This is a genomic window from Flavobacterium sp. P3_A6 (assembly GCF_056403035.1).
On sequence record NZ_JBFUGG010000020.1, the window covers coordinates 70,038 to 91,593 of the forward strand.

Sequence of the window (21,556 nt, forward strand, 5' to 3'; positions counted from 1 at the left end):
TATGAAAAAGCTAAAATATGTATTAACCATTGCAGGATTAAGCCTTTTGGTTTCCTGTGATGAATTCCTGGATGTTACTCCTGAGGCTCAGCTGACTACTGATGTTTATTTTTCTGATGAACAAAGTATAAATGACGCCCTTAACAGGGTATATTCTTCAGTTAACTGGCGTTTCTTCAGGTTAGGAACCATGTATTTTACATCACATGAATTTTCTTCCGATGATGTGAAAATGAACACTGCTGATGTCAACTTTACCTCAGCTTATACCTTTACCAATAGCCCTTCTAATATATATATAGAGCGTCTTTGGGAAAGATGGTATCAGTATCTTAATGACTGTAATCAGGTATTAAAGCTGGCAAGTAATTATAATGACAGTAAAGCTTTACAGTACAATGCGCAGGCACGTTACTTTAGAGCATATTGGCATTTTGATCTGGTAAATGTTTTTGGAGATGTGGTGATACGTGACCATGTACCAACTACGGACGAATTTAATATTCCTAAAAGCCCGCAGGAAGATGTTTACAAACTTATCATCAGTGATCTTGAATATGCTGTAGAGAATCTGCCTACCAGACAGGAATGGGGAGCCAGTAACCTTGGGCGGGTTACCAAAGGTACAGCATTGGGATTATTGGCTAAAGTTTATCTATACAGACAGGATTATAGCAATGCTTATAAATATGCAAAACAACTGGTTCAGAGCGGTGAATACAGTCTTGATCCCAGCTACAGAAATCTATTCTCTATAGACGGCAAATATTCTGTTGAAAGTATGATGCCAGGGCATTACATTTATCAGAATATTGCGGGGCGTACCAGAAATCCTTATGTAGAATTCCAGGGAATACCGGGATCGGGTCTTGGAAGTGCATTTTTTGCTCCATCTGATGATTTAGTGAACAGTTATGAAGTTAATGATCCACGTAAAGCCGCTTCTATTTTTAACAAGGGTGAAACAGTTGAAGGTTATACAGGTACCCTCAATTGGGCTTCCGGGTTTCAATATGCAAATAAAAAAGTTATTTGGCCAGCTACACAATGGCCTGATGCAGATTTTTTTAAGCAGCAACTTAATCTTCCATTTCTGCGTTATGCCGATTTATTACTTATTTATGCAGAAGCAGCGAATGAATTAGGTAATAGCGGAGATGCACTTAATGCGCTGGAGCAGGTGCGTTTTAGAGCTCGTGGCAATAAAACGTTCTTACAGGCTGGGGTACTGCCACAAATTACAGAAACTGATAAGGCTAAATTGCGCCAGATTATTTGGAAAGAACGAAGAGTAGAACTTGCTATTGAAGGTAACCGTTGGTTTGATTTAGTTCGCTATGAAAAAGTTGTTCCAGGTTATACCACCAATATTATGAACAATTTAGGCAGATCCAATTTTAATTATGCTAAGAACAGTAAATTTCCAATTCCGTCTACATTTGTTACAAATTCAAACGGTGTTTTGATACAAAATCCTAATTGGCAATAGTTTTTAAAAATGGCCGCTGTCCGACCAATTTAATTACTTTTTTGGTGTCAGTTATAGATTTGATTTTCTTGTCAGTCCAAGGTTTATTCTTTGTAAAAGGATCAAACTTCGGATTCCAAATGTGAATTGTGTATTTTTAATTAGATAATGATTTCATAATGCATAGTTTCTTAATAAGAACAAATTCAGCAGGAAAATAAAACTGCTAAATAAAAATCGGCTAGGTTCAGAGTTAATTTTGAACCTAGCTGATTTTAAATTTATGCTTTATGCATAAAAAATGATTACAAGTAAAAGCGCTAAAATAACAATGAATAAAATAAAACGATCCATTGTGAAAGTAAAACATAAAAGTATGCTCCTGATGTTTTGCAGTATCTTAATGTCAAGTGTGGCTTTTGGACAGGAGAAGGCTAAAGGGAAATTGGCTGACAAGCCTGTATTCAGTGATCCAATCTATGATGGTGCGGCTGACCCTGTAATTATCTGGAACAAAAAGGAGAAAAAATGGTTTATGTTTTATACCAATCGTCGTGCGGCGGATATGACTCAGGAGGGATCAAAATGGGTGCACGGAACACGAATTGGGATTGCAGAATCGATCGATGGAGGAGCAAACTGGAAGTATCGGGATACTGCGAACATTAAATATCATCCAACTCTCGAATATACCCATTGGGCGCCWGATGTGTTTGAACATAAAGGAGTGTATCATATGTATCTTACTTATGTGCCAGGGGTTTTTGCCAGTTGGGATCATCCCCGYGAAATCATTCATCTTACTAGTAAAGATCTTTTGAACTGGGATTATAAATCTACCTTGAAATTGGTTAATGATCATGTTATAGATGCAACAGTTTATCARTTGCCAAATGGTAYTTGGCGGCTTTGGTATAATAACGAAAAAGATGGAAAATCTATTTATTATGCAGATAGTAAAAATCTTGAAAACTGGGATCTAAAAGGAAGAGTAATTGAAGATAGAGGAGAAGGACCRAAAGTTTTTCGCTGGAAAGGAAAATACTGGATGTTGGTTGATAACTGGTCCGGTATGAGTTTTTATTATTCCGATGATGCAGCCACTTGGACGAAACAGCAAGGTGAAAGGATTCTGGAGCTTCCAGGAAAAGGAAAGGAAGATCAGGCTATTGGCGGTCATGCGGATGTGGTAGTTTCAGGTGACCGTGCTTTCGTATATTATTTTACTCATCCTGGCAGAGTTACGACAAAATTTGCAGACAATGTTGAAACTCGCCGCAGTGTAATTCAGGTAGCTGAACTGGAATATAAAGACGGGGTAATAACTGTGGACAGGGATAAGCGTGTTTACATAGAATTAGAAAAACGAGGAATTAACAGAAGAAAATAAAGGACAATAATAATTACACCCAACGGGTTAAAATAAAGTATAATGAGTTCAAAATTAGTTATTGGAATTCTGTTGTCAGGATTTTTAAATTTATCGGCACAGGTTACAAATAGGGGGATAAATACAGCAAGAAATAACACCGATATTTCCCAGGATAATCGAAATTTATTAAAATTATGGTATGATAAACCAGCTGTAAAGTGGGTTGAAGCCTTGCCTATTGGTAACGGGCAGATAGGAGCAATGGTATTTGGCGGAGTGGAAAAAGAACTGATTCAACTCAACGAAGGTTCATTTTGGTCAGGTGGCCCGATGCAAAAGAATGTTAATCCTGAAGCCAATCAATATCTTCAATCGATCCGTGAGGCATTGAAAAATAATGATTATCAACTTGCCACTAATTTATGTAAAAAAATGCAGGGTTATTTTAGTGAAAGTTTTTTGCCATTGGGTGATTTGGTCATTAAGCAAAATTTTAAAGGAGTTCAGCCAAAGCAATATTATAGGGATTTAAGTCTGAACAACGCATTATCGACAAGCCGTTTTACTGTAAATGGTATTGAATACATGCGTGAAACTTTTATTTCTGCCCCAAATAATGTAATGGCAATTCGAATCACGGCATCCAAGCCAAAATCCCTTACGCTTGACATCAATTTGAGCAGTCCTTTATCTAAATCAGTACTTACTAAAAGTAATGATCAGTTAGTCATAAATGGAAAAGCGCCAAGTCGTGTTGATCCAAGTTATTATAATCTTAAAGGACGTGAACCCATTTCATGGGCTGATACAACAGGATGCAATGGAATGCGTTTTCAATCTAATCTAAAAGCGGTACTTAAAGGAGGTTCTGTAAAAGTAGATACTGATGGTCTTCATATCCGCAATGCTTCAGAGGTAATTCTTTATCTAACTGCAGCGACCAGTTTTAATGGATTTGATAAATGTCCTGATTCACAAGGAAAAGATGAAAAAGCGATTGCTTCAAATCTGTTGAATGAAGCATTAAAATTATCGTACAATAATTTAAAAAAGAAACATCTTGATGATTTTCAGAAGTATTTCAATCGGGTAAGTCTTGATCTGTCAGAAAATAAAACTGACGCTAATCAGCTATCATTGCCTTCTGATGAGCGTCTCAAAGCGTATTCTAAAGGAGTCTCTGACCCTCAGTTAGAACAGCTTTTTTACCAATACGGTCGTTATTTACTAATTTCATCTTCTCGTTCAGGAGGCCGTCCAGCTAATTTGCAAGGCATTTGGAATAAAGAATTACGTGCGCCATGGAGTTCTAATTACACGATTAATATCAATACCCAAATGAATTATTGGTTGGCAGAACAAACCAATCTTTCTGAGATGCACGAACCCTTACTGGATTGGATTACTGATTTGTCTAAATCAGGGAGGATTGCCGCAAGTGAATATTATAAGGCCAGAGGTTGGGTCGCACATCATAATTCTGATATTTGGGGATTGAGTAATGCTGTTGGCAATAAGGGAGATGGCGCTCCAACCTGGGCCAATTGGTATATGGGCGGAACTTGGCTTTGCCAACACCTTTGGGAACATTATAGTTACACTGGAAATAAAGAATTTTTAAGAGAAAAAGCTTATCCAGTGATGAAAGAGGCTGCTCTCTTTTGTTTTGATTGGCTGATAGAAAAAGATGGCTTTCTGGTAACCGCTCCATCTACATCTCCAGAAAATGAATTTCGTGTGAATGGAAAAAATTATGGCGTAACAGTTGCTTCAACGATGGATATGTCTATTTGTCGGGACTTGTTCACTAATCTTATTGAAGCTTCTAAGGTCCTTAATATTGATGCTGATTTCCGCGATCAATTGATTGAAAAACGAGCAAAACTGCTTCCTCCTAAAATCGGAAGCAAGGGACAATTAATGGAGTGGAATGAAGAGTATGAAGAGGCAACACCACATCAAAGACACGTTTCTCATTTGTTTGGATTACATCCCGGACATGAAATTTCACCATTAAAAACTCCCGAATTAGCTGAAGCTGCTAAAAAAACCTTAGAAATTAGAGGTGACGAAGGGACAGGCTGGAGTAAGGCTTGGAAAATAAATTTTTGGGCAAGATTACGTGATGGCAATCATGCTTATAAAATGCTACGCGATATTTTACAGTATACCGATAAGGAGGAAGGCGGCGTAACCGGTGGAGGTACTTACCTTAATTTTTTTGATGCCCACCCGCCTTTCCAAATTGACGGAAATTTTGGAGCAACTGCCGGTATGACCGAAATGTTGCTGCAAAGCCAGGAAATAGATGTAAATGCTGAACAAGCTAATCATGATTTATATATAGTTGACATATTGCCAGCATTACCAGATTCTTGGGTAAATGGTTCTGTTAAAGGTCTCAGAGCTCGTGGCGGTTTTGAGGTAGATATTGTTTGGGAGAACAAACAAATGAAAACAGTAACTATAAAAAGCGTTGGTGGTACTGTGTGTAAAATTCGTTATAATGGGAAAATTGTTGATTTCATTTTTCAAAAGAATCAGATAAGAATTTTGTCACCTGAGGATTTCAAATAGAATTTTGCTGATCTAATTCTGCATCATAAAAAAATATTAATGAAGAATCCAAAATGATTTTAATCAAATGAAATTCTATCCAAAATAAGGTTCTGTATCTCACTTATCTTATGTGCAGTAATGACAGGATATAGTCAACAAAAAACAAATGCGCAAAACATAAAGAATAAACTACAAATAAATATAATTCTTGCCTATTTGTTTATTTTACAGCAGCAGATAAAGAGTAAAATCGATTTGCACTGAGCTATGATGAATATAATTTTAAAGTATTAAATCACAATCAAACTATTTTAAGTTCAGAGAAGATTAGTGAAAGCGGGGGAATTCGCGATCCTCATATTATGCGTACGCTTAATGGCAAAGCATTCTACATGGTGGCTACAGATATAGTAGCCACCAAAGGATGGGATTCAAACCAGGGAATGGTGTTGCTGAAATCAACTAATTTGATAGACTGGAAATTCAGTAAAGTCAATGTTTCCAATACATTTTTAGAGTTTAAATCAGTAAATTTTGATAGATGCATCAAACATCTTTGAAAAGGTACTCTTGAATAAACTTTTTTGATTGCTATTATAGATGATTTGTCTCCATCAGAAGTAATGTTTTTCATTTTAATTCCCAGATTTAATGAATTTTGCAAGCCTTCTGCAATATGTTCTCCATTAGTCATTCTATAAAGCTGTGTTGACTTTAAATGAAAAGTTTCTGTAAACCTAAAAGTTACTTTTATTATACCTAAGATTCAAGTGAGATTTTATCAAATGTGTCTTTGCTGATTATCCAATTCTTGAACCAAATTTCCTTATTAGAATCTGAAACAGATTTATTGTTAGAGGTGAATAATTGGCTGCAATCTTTATATTTAAGTAGCAGTTTGTTTTCTCTTATTCCCTATTTTATTGTTTGAAGACTTTTAAACGCTGGGCAATGCTTTTTTTTTTTTTTTTTTGAGTTTTGCATAAATAAAAAAGTTTATTKAAACGAATTTCAATAAACTTTCGGGAACATTATATTTTATAATACTTCACAGCATTTTCACCAACCATTTTTGACGATTAAGCCTTTTTTAAACTTGAGTTAAGTTTTTAACTATTTGAATTACAGTAGTTTTAATTCTGTGGGGGGTTAAATAATAGGTGTAGAATAATTGCACATATTTTTTTTGTCCGTCGCAGTGGACTATATATTTTAATTAAATTGATTTAGTCCCTACGGGATAAATGACTTTAACGCATTGATACTACTACTATATTAAATCCTTACGGAATAAACAATAATCGAACTCAGGCTTAATAGTATTCTGAATTATCTTTTTTAAAAACATAACACTAATTCTGTAGTTGATTTTTAGTTCTGATTTTTCAAAAATTATACCAAGAAGAATAATTACAGTAAGAAAAATGTTTTTTTTATTTCATTCATAAAGTTCTACTTTTTTTTCATAATTCATTTTTTTTTGAACTAATTATTTTGGTATCAATAATAATGTGGAAAATATAGTTTTTGCGTAATTAATTTGAAATGATAATTAAGCGAATTATTCAGTCTTTTTTTAAATGCAATCTGCAAAATAAGAAAAACCCGTATTTTCTCTTAATTTACTGGAATAATGGGTTATAATTTATGCATAATGGATGATAATTTATAAGTTAAAAAGGCTATTGTTTGTAACATTGACAAATCAAATCAGTTCTCTCAAACGTAATAGTAAGCAAAACTAATTTCATATTACTTCTGTTTTTTCTACTCTAGAAATTATAAAGGGTAAATCATAAATAAATGAATTTTAGTAAGAACATATCAATCTGATAAAAAATATACTGATTAAATGAATTTTTATTATTCAGTAAAAAAATAGTAAGACTAAACACAGAATAGGAATCTGTTTTACATATAAAAGAATAGAGGATGTGATTAGGATTCGAAGAAACAAATTTGGTTAGTTTGTGTTAGTTACATGACAGCTGCCGATAGTTATTATTGGCAGTTGTAAACCAAATTCTAAAGCAGCCTAAATTATTTAGATGAATTTAAAAGTTATTCAAATGGAAAATTTTGTAAAAATTAAAGATATAATATCAATTAGTGATTACTCAAGAGTTCGCAAGCATAAGCAGATTGTTGATTCTGTTATGAGTGCTACTCGAATGGGGTCTTTGAGTTTTAACGACAAATTGCCATCGGTAAATGAATTGGCGTTTGATCATAATGTTTCAAGAGATACGGTTGTAAGGGCTTATGCTTTTTTAAAAGAGAATAATATTATAGAATCTATACCTGGCAAAGGATACTATCTAAAGTTAGCATCTAATGATTTAAAATTAAAAGTTTTTTTATTGTTTAATAAGCTAAGTTCATGCCAAAAGAAAATTTTTGATGCTCTAACAAGCATTCTTAATGAGTTTGCGATAATTGATTTTTATGTATATCAAAATGATTATGCGCAGTTTAAAAAACTGATATTAAACAGTAAGTCGAAAGACTACACACATTATATTTTAAATGCACATTTTGATGATGGAGACCAAGATGTCGTTGAATTTATCAAAAATGAAATTCCATTGAAAAGGCTTATTATGCTTGATAAAAAAATGGACAAACTCGGTGAAGTTGCCTGTGTTTATCAGGATTTTGAAAGTGATATTATTTCTGCTCTAGTAGAATTAAATCCATTACTAAAAAAATATAAGGCAATTAAGTTAGTATTTCCTGAAAAAAGCCATTTGCCTCAAGGAATAAAAACTGGATTTTTCAAATTTTGCAATGAGTTTAAATATGATTGGGGTATCGTTGAAGATGCAATTAATGAAAAATTAGAAAAACGCACAGTATATATTAATGTTGAAGAAAATGACCTGATACATCTTATAAAACAAATAAAAAGCAATGATTTTGTAATAGGTGAAGATATTGGTATTATTTCCTATAACGATTCTTCTTTAAAAGAGGTTTTGCTTGACGGAATTACTGTTATTTCATCTGACTTTGATCAATTAGGCAAGCAGGCTGCTCATATGGTTTTAAAAAATAGAAAAGAGCAAATTCGGAATGGGTTTGGTGTTTTTGTCAGGAACTCATTGTAGTGTTTAATGTAATGGCTGACAGAACGGTATGTTAAAGGCAGCGTATGATTGCCTAATTGCTTCAATATTATTTTTCAATCAATCGTAATAGTTCATAACAGTGTTGCGAATTCTTATTTGTACTGTTGCAAAATTATGGCTGTTTTCAATAGATAGAAGAGGATAGTTTGAATAAAATATGAAAATAAATAACCAAAAGAAGAAAAATTATTAACCAAAATGAATTGTTTTATGAACAGACCAAAAATCATTCAGCATAAGCTGAAATTTTTATCAAAACCAACTTTGTTAGTGTTATTATTAGGAAGTAGTGTGGTAGGTGAAGTGTACGCTACGAATTCTGATAGTTCTGTTAACCTAAGTTTGAATGCTGCTAGGCTAGAAAGTGTGCAGCAAAATATTACGATAACGGGGAAAGTAGTTTCTGCCGATGATAATATGGGGATACCCGGAGTTAACGTTTCCATAAAAGGCGTTAAAGGTGGTACGGTTAGTACTGATTTTGATGGGGGATATGTTATAAATGTTTCGTCACCCGATGCAGTATTAGTATTTAGCGAGATTGGTTTTAAAACCCAGGAAGTTAAAGTGGGGGCGCAAAGAGTAATCAATGTGAAATTAGCAGCAGATGTTTCTAAATTAAATGAAGTAGTAGTTGTAGGGTATGGAACCCAAAAAAGAGCAACGTTAAGTGGAGCGGTAGAAATTATAAGTTCTAAGGTATTTGAAGATCGTGCGGTTACAAACGTAGGTTTGGCACTTCAAGGACAAACACCTGGTTTAGTTGTTACCAGAAGCTCTTCCCGACCAGGAAATGAGGGGTTGTCATTCGCTATCCGTGGTGCCTCTTCAGTCAATGGGTCTGAACCATTGATTATTGTAGATGGAGTACCGGTATTAAATGCTCAATCTTTTCAAAATATGAATCCTGATGATATAGAAAGTATCTCGGTTTTAAAAGACGGTTCCGCTGCTATTTATGGTTCCCGTGCATCTAATGGGGTTGTTTTAGTAACTACTAAAAGGGGGAAAGGAAAGATTAAAGTAAACTTTAATACCAATCTTCGTTTTGTTACTAATGGTCTGGTTGGCTATTCACCTACTATGCAGGAATATGCTACGATGTGGTTAGAGGCCAACAAGGAAGAAACTACACCGAACTGGTGGATTTGGGGTAATAAAGATAATCTGTTAAACATGCAGAAGGGAGTTGAAGGGAAATACGATCTTTTTGGTACAGATTTCTTTATATTCAATGCAAACCGTATTGAAGAAATGTTTTCTACCCGCTATTCCTACCAGCATAACTTGAGTGTTTCTGGTGGAGACGATAAATCGACTTACCGTTTATCTTTGGGTTTTGCAGATAATCAGGGTAATTTGGCAACGGCTTATGATGGTCAGAAACAGTTAAATGCCCGTTTTAATTATGACTTCAATGTGTCGGAAAGATTAAAATTGGAATCAAGCATTAGTATTGTCAATACTAATACAGGTCAGCCTTCTAAAGGGTTAGGAAACATACTTTATTCAACAGATATGCCTTTCTACCCAGCAAAAAATCCGTATGGACAATGGTTTGCTCCTTTTAACGGGATTGATGGTGGCGCTATTAAAAATTCCGCTGCAACCACTTCCGATGGGGGCAGGTATGAAAAAAAACAATTAACTGGTCGCGTAGATTTGAAAGGAACCTATAAAATATGGAACGGAATTTCTATAGAAGGCTTGGCTTCCATTCAAAATGAGCGGTTTAATCATGAAAGATATGTGGTTCCTGTAAGATTATATGATTGGTATGGGAATCCTAAAGGCAATGCTTATCAAACCGATGGAATTAACAATGTTTATGAAACCAGTGCAGAGTCAAAATTTTACCATTATTATCAGGCATTATTACGCTACGATAAAACCTTTAATGGGAAACATAATGTTTCGGTTATGGGGGGTGTGAATTCTGAAAAATGGACTGCCCAAGGGATAAGTGCATCACGTGTGGGATTTGAAGATTTGGGTATTTATGATATCAGTGTAGCAGCTACTACCACGCAAACAAACGGAGGTTATAAAGATATTAACGGCCGCTATTCGTATCTAGCACGATTAAATTATAACTACAATGAAAAATACATTGCCGAATTGACAGGAAGAAGGGATGGTAACTCGCGTTTTGCAAAAGGCTACAAGTTTCAAAATTTTGGATCGGCTCAGTTGGGTTGGGTATTTACCAAAGAGGAATTCTTAAGCCCTATTGACAACATTCTTAATTTTGGTAAGCTTAGAGGAAGCATTTCAACTACAGGTAATGAGGCAAAAGGCCTAGGAGCGTTTGACTATCTTTCTCTTATGGGCATTGGTTCGGCGGTTTTAGGACAGCCTGCTTCACAACAAACGGCATCATATAATAATGGTTTGATTAGCTATACGCGTACTTGGGAACGAGTAACACAAAAAAATGTGGGTATCGACCTTGGTTTTTTTACGAATCGTTTGACTACTAATTTCGACCTTTATGAAAAAGAAAATATAGGGATGTTGATTGGGGTAACCTATCCATCTGTATTGGGAGGAACACCGCCTAAAACTAATAGTGGAAATTTCAATACCAAGGGATGGGAATTTGTTATTGGCTGGAAAGACAATATCAAGGATTTTAGCTACAACGTGTCCTTCAACATGGGTGATGCAAAAACTATGGTAAGCGGGGTAGAAAATGCTGATAGCTATGGTGCAGGTCAAAACGGAATTGTAAATGGACTTCCATGGAAACCTATATTTTTATACAAGACCGATGGTTATTTTAAAGACCAAGCAGATGTTGATGCTTATTATCAAGCTTATGGAACTAGTGATGCTTTAGCAGGTTTACCAAAAAATAATCAAGCTGTAGCTTTACGTCCTGGGGATACGAAAAGAGTAGATGTTGCGGGAACAGGGAATATTACAGCAAATGGCAATAAGAATAGTTCATTGGTTTATATGGGAGATGGAACACCGCATTATACTTATGGAATTAACATGGGAGCAACTTGGAAGGGGTTTGATTTCAATACTTTTTTTCAAGGTCATCTAGAGCAAAATATTATGCGCTCAGGATATATGGCTTATCCATTTAGAGCATTATTTACTAACCAGAATCCAACCTTTTTGGGTAATACTTGGACAGAAGAAAACCCTGACGCAATGTATCCGCGTTTAACGGTTAACCCAACCCGTGCAGGATGGAACTATGGTAATAACGATTTTATGCTACAGAACAGCCGTTATATCCGACTAAAAACATTGATAGTTGGATATTCACTTCCCGCAGGATTAACAAGCCGTTTAAAGTTAACTAAAGTAAGGGTGTATTTCTCTGGTAATGATCTATGGGAAGCATCAAGTATTAAAGATGGATTTGATCCGGAGTCAGGCGAAAATGCAACGGATGGTGATAATGCAGGGTATCCTTTTGGACGTACTTGGTCTTTTGGATTAAATATTGGATTCTAATAATTTAAATGAAAAAAACAATGAAAAAAATATTGAATTATATAGTTCTCGGAGGTCTTTTTTTAAGCTTGTCGGGCTGTCAGGACGATTTTATTGATTTAAATCCACCTGGACAATTTACAGATGCAGTCTATTTCAAAAAACCGAGTGATTTTAAAGCATATACTACCGGTTTTTATGGTCAGTTGCAAGGATGGGATTTTGGAAATATGGATAATGGCTCAGATTTGTCGGCCAATGCAAACGGCAATGGTGCGGCTTTAGGGCAAGGGACTATTGCAACAGGTAGTACCAATTGGGATTATGGCGGTATCCGTGTCTGTAATATTTTATTAGCTAAGGCAAATGAATACAATGGAGAAGGAAGTATAAGCCAATATGTGGGTGAAGCCCATTTCTTCCGTGCCTATGCCTATTTTAATTTACTAAAAACTTTTGGAGGAGTGCCTTTGGTAACAACAGTATTAGATACTAATTCTCCTGAATTATTTAAGCCTAGAAACAGTCGTTACGAAGTGGTTGCGCAAATTTTAAGTGATTTAGATAAAGCTATTTCAAATCTTCCTACAGAACAGAATTTGGCAGGTGCCGATAAAGGCAGGATAAGTAAAGGGGCAGCTATGGCCTTAAAAGCACAAGCCGAACTATATGAAGCCACATGGGAAAAATATGTAGGCAAGGATGCAGATGGAGATGGTACTGCAATTGGTGCAGGAACAACAGGATATAATGCTGCCAACGCAAAAATTTACTTGGCAGATGCCGTGGCACTGTGTAAAGAAATCATGGATAATGGGGGCTACGAACTGTGGAACAAAAATGCCACCAGCAGTATGGGGAACTTAAGTTCTTGGTATTTATTCAATCTTGAGGATGCAGGATCTAACCCTGGGGGATATGATAAATCTACAAATAAGGAATTCATTTTATACAGCGTCTATGATTATACATTTAAACAGTCTAGGAAAAATATTAGTTGGACATCCTGGCAGCTGTATCCGAGCCGCAAATTTGTTGATATGGCAGTTTGTACAGATGGATTACCAGCAACGGCATCACCATTATTTCAAGGATATCATGCTGCAGCCGATGAATTTAAGAACAGAGATTTACGTTTGTTAAACTATTTATATAGTGCAACAACAGCACCAGCCTCTGTTACTTTAGATTTTGGAAGCTTGGGATCAAGCGGATACGGTAACTCGAAATACGCCGTGTATGGTTTTGGTACTCGTAGATTGGATAATACCGAATCGGCTAACTGGCCTATTATTAGATTGGCAGAAGTGTACTTAACCTATGCAGAGGCTTTGTACGAACTAAACGGAAGCATTACCGATGAGCAATTGAATGCCTCAATCAATAAATTAAGAGACCGTGCAAAGGTAGCTAATTTGACCAATGCGTTGGCTTCTGCCTATGGTTTGGATATGAAACAAGAAATAAGAAGGGAACGAGCTGTTGAGCTATATCGTGAAGGTAAACGTTTTGACGATTTGAAGCGTTGGGGTATTTTAGAAGCATCATTAAACCCATCCCGTTTGGGTAGAGTAGTGGGTAGTGCTTCTTACGCTACACCATTTAAAGATGCTTCCGGTAATCCTACTGCAGCTTATAAAGCAAATACATATGTGTTTGGTGAAGAGACAGTAGAAACTCCAAAAGGTATATTGAGTTGCGTCGTAATTGATAGCAAATTAAACCATTCAGTGGCCAAAAAACATTATTTGTACCCTATTCCTCAAAGTCAAATGCTGTTGAATAATAAGTTGCTTCAAAACCCTGGTTATTAGTAAACTGAAATTTGATAGACCTTGCAGGTTTTATGCCTGTAAGGTTTGTCTATAAAAAATAGTAATTATGAAAGAACAACAGTTTAATTTTTACCGATTAGTGATACCAATACTAATTTTAAGTGTGATAGGTATGATGCTTGCATGTTCAAAACCTTCGGTTGGGGATGATAATACTACCACTCCTCCTCCAACGTCTTCTGTACTTACTATTAAGACTTTGGATCCTTCTGTTCCTATGAAACATGTGGGAGGGCTTCATACCGAAGAAGATTTTGCAAGAATAAGAGCCAAAATAGCAGTGCAAGCTGAGCCATGGATGTCTGGATGGAATAAATTAAAAGCTAATTCGCATGCACAATCTACATATACTCCTAGTCCTGTTGAGAAATTGGTAAGAGGAGGAGGCTCTGCAGAGGAACCAGATCCGGATAATTATAGTCGTGCTTTTAATGATGCGGCTGCAGCTTATCAATTAGCATTAAGGTGGAAGATAAGTGGAGATGCTGTTTATGCCCAAACCGCAGTCAATATTCTGAATGCATGGGCTTTGACCTGTAAACGGATTAGCGGGGATTCCAATACCGCTTTGGCAGCAGGGATATATGGTTATCAATTTGCCATTGCCGGAGAAATGCTGAGAGGGTACCAAGGCTGGAACCCAAATGATTTTGCAGCATACCAAAAATGGATGAAAGATGTTTTCTACAGTTTGAATAAAGCCTTTTTAGAAACCCATTGGGGTACTTGTAAATCTCATTATTGGGCCAATTGGGATTTGGCTAACTTAACTTCAGTATTGGCAATAGGTATTTTGACAGATGACAGATCTATTTATAATTATGCCATTAATTATTTACAGAAAGGCGATGGTAATGGGAATTGGTATAAAGCCATAAACCATGTTTTTGATGGAGAAAACGAAGGTCTGGCTCAGATTCAGGAAAGCGGTCGGGACCAGGGGCATGCAACATTGTGCATTGCATTGATGGGGCATATATGCGAGTTAACATGGAACCAGGGAGATGATTTTTATGGATTGGATAATAACCGCTTCTTAAAAGCATGTGAATATACGGCAAAGTATAATGTAGCAAGGCTTAATGTTCCGTTTGCTGAGTACACCAGGAATTTTAAAGATGCCTGGAGTGTTTGCGGCGGGGTAGAAATACATACCCAAGTTAGTAGTGCTAGTCAGGGAACAGCTCGTCCTATGTGGAGTGGACCTTATTTTCATTATACGAAAATTAAAAAGGTTTCCGAAAATTTTGCAAAATATACAAAAATGGGATTAAATAGTGTTGCACCTGAAGGCGGTGGAGGCGATTACGGTCCTAATAGCGGCGGGTATGACCAATTAGGATTTGGAACACTTATGTATACTAGAGATTAAAAGTAATATTATAATTATTTCATATAATAGATAAAATTTAAACAACAAGAATTATGAAAATATTTAAAAATAATAGTATCCTCATCAGAGGATTTATGATGGTTATTTGTTTTGCCTTTTTTACGGCCTGTGAAGAAGGTCCAAATTTTAGAATTCAAGAGTACCCTGAACAAATAGCCACAGGAATAAGCCCTGCAATTGGATATCCAGGAATCAATGTCACTATTACAGGAACTGATTTTGGGACTTTAAAAGGTGCCGTAAAAGTATATTTTGGAGGTGTTTTGGCTACTAATGTAGTTTCCTGTGAGGATACTAAAATTGTAGTACAGGTGCCTGCTGGAGCAATTAGCGGAAAAGTAAGTTTACAAGTATGGAAACATCTTAATGATTCTTTTGCAGAATATACCGTTTTGCCTGCCCCGGCAATTACATCAGTTGTTTCAAGTAATGCAATTAATACCGTTGCACTATCTGGAGTTGATACCGTAACTATTAACGGTATTAATTTTGGTACCGATGCGTCAAAAGCAGTGGTAAGTTTTAATGGTACTGTTGCTCCGATAGTAACTATTGCAGACACAAAGATTACAGTAGTGGCTCCGGATAATTTCAAAACTGGTTTTGTTACAGTTACAATGGGAGGTTTAACGATTTCGGGGACTCCTGCAATGGTTAACCCTAATGCATCGGGCGATATCACCCCTTATTTTTTAGGTAATTGTGGACCTGGTTTTACCAATTCAAGCGTAAGCGGTAGATGGGGCGTTCTTGCTGCCCCATGGGTTACAAATGCTGCCGGAAAAAATAAATCAGGCACTTATGGAGGGTATACAGCTGATAAGGCAGATAATGTTGTGGGTAATATTTGTTGGGAAACGTATGGCAATACTCCTATTACTGATGGAATTGTTTATCAAAAAACTTCGATGCCTTTATCAGTAGGGAGTTATACTATAACATTTAAAGTTTACTCTGAAATTCAGACAAACTCTTCTGTTTATTGTGTGGTAGCTGCAGGTGGAAATGGTATTCCGGTTTTGGCTAATCTTTCTACAGCAATAGCTTCAGTGGCCCTTCCAAATCCGGCAGTTGTTGGAACGAGTCAGCCTCGTGCTACGGAAACTAAAACTTTAACATTTAGTATTACTTCTCCTCAAGTGGTTTCTATCGGTTTCTTAGGAAATCTGACAGTGAATAATTACTTCTGGGTATCCTATATAAAATTAGTTAAAAATTAATTTACAGTTTATAAATTATAAAACAAGGGGATTAAGCAAATTATCCCCTTGTTTATATTCTAAAAATAGTTGTTAATTATTTGTACTCCTTTTTTTAACACATAAGGCGTGTCGGTTAAGTTGTTTACACTCAGTTGGTTTATTTTTTAAATTTAACAAAGAATGTTTTATAGTAAAAAAATAATTTTAATAGTCTTTTTATTGATTTTTATTAGTATAGAGATGTTTGCTCAAGACTCAGCTTTAAATCAAACGTTTGAAAAAAAACTGTCTTCCCCTGATAAAAATTATGAGTTTGTTATACAGCAAAAGCAGGATGTTTCAGGGGCAAATAGTCTTAGCTATCGTTTGAATTTTAAAGGCAAAACAGTTGTGCTGGAGTCAGAATTAGGTGTGTTAATAGAAAATCAAACTTTTGAATCTGCTCTTGCTGTGCCAAATGACACTTGCAAAGTATGGGGAGAAAATTTGAAATTTAAAGATGTTCAAAGAAATAGTGTTGATCAGACTTGGAAACCTATATACGGGGAAAACAATTTCATTCGTAATAACTATAACGAAATGATTTTGTCTTTTAGTAAAGGAGACGAGACGAAAAAAGCGGCTACAGATGGTTATGATAAAAGCAAGGGATACTTTATGAATATAGTAGTTCGTGCTTATAATGAAGGTATTGCAATACGTTATCATTTTCCTGAACCAACTAACGGTTTGTTTCTTCATATAGCAGGGGAGCAAACTCAATTTACAATGCCTGAAGGAACTTTAGCATATTATGAGCCATGGGCACAGGGGCCTTATTCTTTGTTACCATTAAAAGATTGGGAAGGACAAAGTGAACGCCCGCTAACAATGAAGCTTAGTAATGGGTTAACTGTGGCTCTTGCCGAAGCACAAATGACTGATTACGCTCGAATGAAATTTAGTTTGAACGAGACTAAACCTAATACACTTCAGGCTACAATTTATAGCAGTGTTGATGTAATTCCGGCTTATTCTACTCCTTGGCGTGTAATTATGGCTGCAGATAAAGCAACTGATTTGATTGCTAATAACAGTATTATTTTGAATTTAAATCCTGAAAGTCAATTAAAAGACATGTCTTGGATTAAACCAGGAAAAGTGATGCGCGTAGCAAAATTAACCCAGGCTGATGCTAGAAAATGTGTTGATTTTGCAGTTGAAAGAGGATTGCAATATATTCATCTTGATGCCAGTTGGTATGGATCTGAAATGAAAATGAGTTCAGATGCTACTACTGTTTCAGAAACAAAAGACCTCAATATTCCTGAACTGGCTGCTTATGGTGCTGCTAAAGGAATCGGGCTTTGGGTATATGTTAATCAGCGTGCATTGATACAGCAATTAGATACGATTTTACCATTATATAAAAAATGGGGCATCAAAGGGATAAAATTTGGTTTTGTGCAAGTAGGAAATCAGCGTTGGACTACTTGGCTGCATGAAGCGGTAAAAAAGTGTGCCGAATATGACATGATGGTAGATATACATGATGAGTATAGACCTACTGGCTTCAGTCGTACTTATCCTAATTTAATGACACAGGAAGGAATTCGTGGGAACGAAGAAATGCCCGATGCTAACCATAACAGCATTTTGCCATTTACTCGATTTTTAGCAGGCCCGGCTGATTATACAATCGCCTATTATTCTAAGGCGATTAAAAATACGCATGCACATCAATTAGCATTATCAGTGGTTTATTATAGTCCTATTCAGTTTTTGTATTGGTATGACCAACCATCGGCTTATCAGGGAGAACCTGAAATAGAATTTTTTGATAAAGTCCCAACAGTTTGGGATGATACCAAAGTACTAAACGGTGAAATTGGAAAATACATTACTACCGCAAGAAAATCAGGAAAAGATTGGTTTGTGGGAAGTATTACTAATAATGAGGCGCGCACTTTGGAATTGGACTTTAATTTTCTGGATGCCAATAAAAAATACAAAGCCAGATTCTATCAAGATGATGAAAATATTCAGACTAAAACAAAAGTTGCACTTAAAGATATTGTCATTAAAAAAGGAGACAAGATTAAATTAAATCTTAAAGCTTCTGGCGGTGCTGCCATTTGGATTAGCGAAATAAAGAATTAAACCCAAAATGCGAAACCTTTGGAAATGAAACCCTCATTTCACACCAGTAGATTTATGTCATAGTCTAATGTTCAGTGGAGCATTATAATTCGAATAGTTTTTAAATAATTAAGTAGCATGAAATTAAGCATAAAGAATATCAGCTGTTTTTTGGGAATCATTGTTTTGTTTTCCAGTTTTGACAATGAAAATAAACTAAACAAAAAGGTAGTTGTTGAAAACAAGCTTCATTTTGATCGAAATGAAGTCGTAGCTATTCGTTTAAATGCCTATAAATGTCTTTCTAAAATTAAAGATTTTAGCAGGGTATTGGTGAAAGATGCAAAAGGGAAACTATTGGTTACACAATTAATTGATACAAATATTGATGGAATTCCAGATGAGCTATTGTTTCAAGCTAGTGTTCCTGCAATGTCTAAAGTTGCTTATACTTTATTTATAGACATGGAATCCAATCAAAAAAGTCCCGTAAGTGTTACTGCTACCTATGCCCGTTTTGTTCCGGAAAGAATCGATGATTTTGCATGGGAAAATGACAGAGTGGCTTTTCGTACTTATGGTCCGGAAGCCCAACGCTTGGTAGAGGAAGGAAAAGAAGGCGGTACGCTTTCAAGCGGAATAGATCTCTGGTTGAAAAAAGTAAATTATTCCATCATTGATTCCTGGTATGCCAAAAATGTTGCAGCGCCAGGTTACTATCATATTGAGCACGGCGAAGGATATGACCCTTATCACGTGGGAAGCAGTAGAGGTACGGGCGGGACAGGAATTTGGGAAAATGATAGTTTGTACATTTCTAAAAACTATACGCAGTACAGAGTAATTGCAAAAGGACCTTTACGTACCATTTTTGAATTGGATTACGCACCTTGGAGTAAATATGGAGTTAAAGAAACCAAACGAATTTCTCTTGACTTAGGTTCTAATTTTTCAAAATTTGAAGATAAAATAAGTTCAACAAATAAAATACCAAACTGTACTTTAGGAATTACGCTGCATAAAGAAAAAGGAGTGGTTGCCATAAATGCCAAAAATGGAATTTTTCGTCACTGGGAACCTATCGACGATTCTTTCGTGGGAGAAGGAATTGTTATAGATCCGAGCGTGGTAAAAACGGCGCTAAATCATCATTCTAAAACTGCAGACCAAAGCCAGATTTTGGTGGTAACAGCACCCAAGAATAGTACATTGACTTATTATGCTGGTTTTGCTTGGACAGGAAGCGGTCAAGTACAATCTGTACAAGATTGGGACGCGATGCTGGAAAAACAATCACAAGCAATTCAAAATCCATTATCTGTTAAAATTTAATAATAAGCTAATAATGAGAAGTAAAAGTTTTTTTCTGGGTGTAAGTATTTTGATTATCAATGGATGTAGTTCTATTGATAAAAAAAATAGTGCCCCTGTTCATCAAGAAAATAAAACGGGACATTATGTGTCTGAGGTTTGGAAATCTGATCAAGGAGATGGAACTTTTATCAATCCGATTCTGCATGCAGATTACTCCGATCCCGATGTGATTCGCGTGGGGGATGATTATTATATGACCGCAAGCAGTTTTAACTGTGTTCCAGGATTGCCCATTCTTCATTCCAAAGATTTGGTGAACTGGACGATTATTAATTATGCAGTTAATAAACTGGTACCAGAAAAAGTGTTTGATGTTCCCCAGCACAGCAAAGGAGTATGGGCACCAGTGATACGATACCATAATGATGAGTATTATATCTATTGGGGCGATCCTGATTTTGGAGTTTATATGGTCAAAACAAAAAATCCTGCTGGAGTATGGGAAGCTCCTGTTTTGGTTATGGAAGGAAAAGGAATTATTGACCCATGTCCGTTATGGGATGGCAAAAAAACGTACCTGATTCATGGATGGGCTGGAAGCAGGGCTGGAATTAACAGTTTATTGACTATTAATCAAATGAATAGTTCGGGAACTGCTGTTATTGATGAAGGGAAACACGTTTTTGACGGCCATGATAAACATAATACTGTTGAAGGACCGAAACTGTACAAAAAGGATGGCTATTACTATATTTTCGCACCAGCTGGTGGTGTGGCAACAGGATGGCAGTTGGTTTTGAGGTCAAAAAACATTTATGGTCCTTATGAAGAAAAGATTGTATTGGAACAAGGCAGTACGGCAATAAATGGCCCACATCAAGGAGCTTGGGTATCGACTCAAAATGGAGATTCTTGGTTTGTGCATTTTCAAGATAAAGGAGTTTATGGAAGGGTTTTGCACCTGCAACCTATAAATTGGATAGATGATTGGCCATTGATGGGAAAAGATTTTGATGGAAATGGTATTGGCGAGCCTGTTTCGAGTCACAAAAAACCAAATGTGGGCAAACAATATCCTATTCAAATGCCACTGGAAAGCGATGATTTTAATGATGGAAAATATGGGATGCAATGGCAATGGTATGCTAATTCGTCGATTAAATGGAGTGCACAAATTCCGGGAACTGATTTTTTGAGGCTTTTTTGCATGAGTAAAAAAGAGCTTCCTAATTTATGGGATGCACCCAATTTATTGCTGCAGAAATTACCAGCAGAAAATTTCACCACAACCACAAAAGTAAAGTTAAACATTGAATGGGAAACTACTGGAAAAACAGCTGGGTTATTGATGATGGGACAGTCGTATGCCTATGTTGGAATCACTTTTGAAGAGGGAAGTTTTTGGGTGAAACAAGCAGTTTGTAATGATGCCATCAGTGGCGTCAAAGAAAAAGTGGTAGAAAAGAAAAAACTCGAAAAAAATGAGGTTTTTTTAAGAATGGAAGTAAAATCTCCAGACGCCGCTTGTCATTTCAGCTTTAGTGAAGATGGCATTCATTTTCTGCCAATTGGAGAGTCTTTCAAAGCGCAAAAAGATTTATGGATCAGTGCCAAAATGGGAATATTCGCGGTAAGCGAAGCCAATGTCAGAATGGGAAGTTATGCCGATTTTGATTGGTATAAAGTATCAAAATGAAATACATGATTCAAGAAAAGT

General features: G+C 36.0%; 12 protein-coding genes. 11 read left to right on the top strand and 1 reads right to left on the bottom strand.

The genetic code is table 11. The features are described 5' to 3' along the window. Window position 1: 1 nt before the first annotated feature. From AC1DVP_RS16800 to AC1DVP_RS16810, 3 genes are all read left to right on the top strand, one after another. Window positions 2–1,489, top strand: coding sequence for a RagB/SusD family nutrient uptake outer membrane protein (locus tag AC1DVP_RS16800; protein WP_477184642.1), 1,488 nt, complete (start codon window positions 2–4; stop codon window positions 1,487–1,489). A gap of 280 nt (window positions 1,490–1,769) precedes the next feature. Further along, window positions 1,770–2,858 (top strand): glycosyl hydrolase, encoded by a 1,089-nt coding sequence (locus tag AC1DVP_RS16805; protein WP_477184643.1) that lies wholly within the window; start codon window positions 1,770–1,772, stop codon window positions 2,856–2,858. A gap of 42 nt (window positions 2,859–2,900) precedes the next feature. Next, window positions 2,901–5,417, top strand: coding sequence for a glycoside hydrolase family 95 protein (locus AC1DVP_RS16810; protein WP_477184644.1), 2,517 nt, complete (start codon window positions 2,901–2,903; stop codon window positions 5,415–5,417). Window positions 5,418–5,787: 370 nt separating this feature from the next. On the opposite strand, the gene AC1DVP_RS16815 is transcribed toward AC1DVP_RS16810, so the two are convergent. Continuing rightward, the gene (locus AC1DVP_RS16815; protein WP_477184645.1) at window positions 5,788–6,093 is read right to left on the bottom strand and encodes a hypothetical protein; all 306 of its coding nucleotides are present in this window, start codon (window positions 6,091–6,093) and stop codon (window positions 5,788–5,790) included. Between the two features lie 1,375 nt (window positions 6,094–7,468). On the opposite strand from AC1DVP_RS16815, the gene AC1DVP_RS16820 reads away from it, so the two are divergent. The 8 genes from AC1DVP_RS16820 (at window position 7,469) to AC1DVP_RS16855 (ending at window position 21,535) form a co-directional block, all read left to right on the top strand. Next, a complete protein-coding gene (locus AC1DVP_RS16820; RefSeq protein ID WP_477184646.1) occupies window positions 7,469–8,506 on the top strand; it encodes a GntR family transcriptional regulator in 1,038 nt (345 codons plus the stop codon). Window positions 8,507–8,737: 231 nt separating this feature from the next. Next, entirely contained in the window at window positions 8,738–11,998 is a 3,261-nt protein-coding gene (locus AC1DVP_RS16825) for a SusC/RagA family TonB-linked outer membrane protein (protein ID WP_477184647.1), read from the top strand. Window positions 11,999–12,018: 20 nt separating this feature from the next. Beyond that, window positions 12,019–13,791, top strand: a complete 1,773-nt coding sequence (locus AC1DVP_RS16830; protein WP_477184648.1) for a RagB/SusD family nutrient uptake outer membrane protein — start codon at window positions 12,019–12,021, stop codon at window positions 13,789–13,791. Window positions 13,792–13,858: 67 nt separating this feature from the next. After that, on the top strand, window positions 13,859–15,184 hold the full coding sequence (locus AC1DVP_RS16835) for an alginate lyase family protein (RefSeq protein ID WP_477184649.1): 1,326 nt from the start codon (window positions 13,859–13,861) through the stop codon (window positions 15,182–15,184). Between the two features lie 53 nt (window positions 15,185–15,237). Beyond that, complete coding sequence (locus AC1DVP_RS16840) at window positions 15,238–16,425, top strand: DUF5013 domain-containing protein (protein ID WP_477184650.1); 1,188 nt, start codon at window positions 15,238–15,240, stop codon at window positions 16,423–16,425. 162 nt (window positions 16,426–16,587) lie between these two features. Then, window positions 16,588–18,546 carry a glycoside hydrolase family 97 protein gene (locus AC1DVP_RS16845; RefSeq protein WP_477184651.1) on the top strand — a complete coding sequence of 653 codons (1,959 nt, stop codon included), beginning with the start codon at window positions 16,588–16,590 and terminating at the stop codon, window positions 18,544–18,546. Window positions 18,547–18,663: 117 nt separating this feature from the next. After that, window positions 18,664–19,857, top strand: coding sequence for a DUF4861 family protein (locus AC1DVP_RS16850; RefSeq protein WP_477184652.1), 1,194 nt, complete (start codon window positions 18,664–18,666; stop codon window positions 19,855–19,857). Between the two features lie 13 nt (window positions 19,858–19,870). Further along, complete coding sequence (locus tag AC1DVP_RS16855; protein ID WP_477184653.1) at window positions 19,871–21,535, top strand: glycoside hydrolase family 43 protein; 1,665 nt, start codon at window positions 19,871–19,873, stop codon at window positions 21,533–21,535. The last annotated feature ends 21 nt before the right edge of the window (window positions 21,536–21,556 follow it).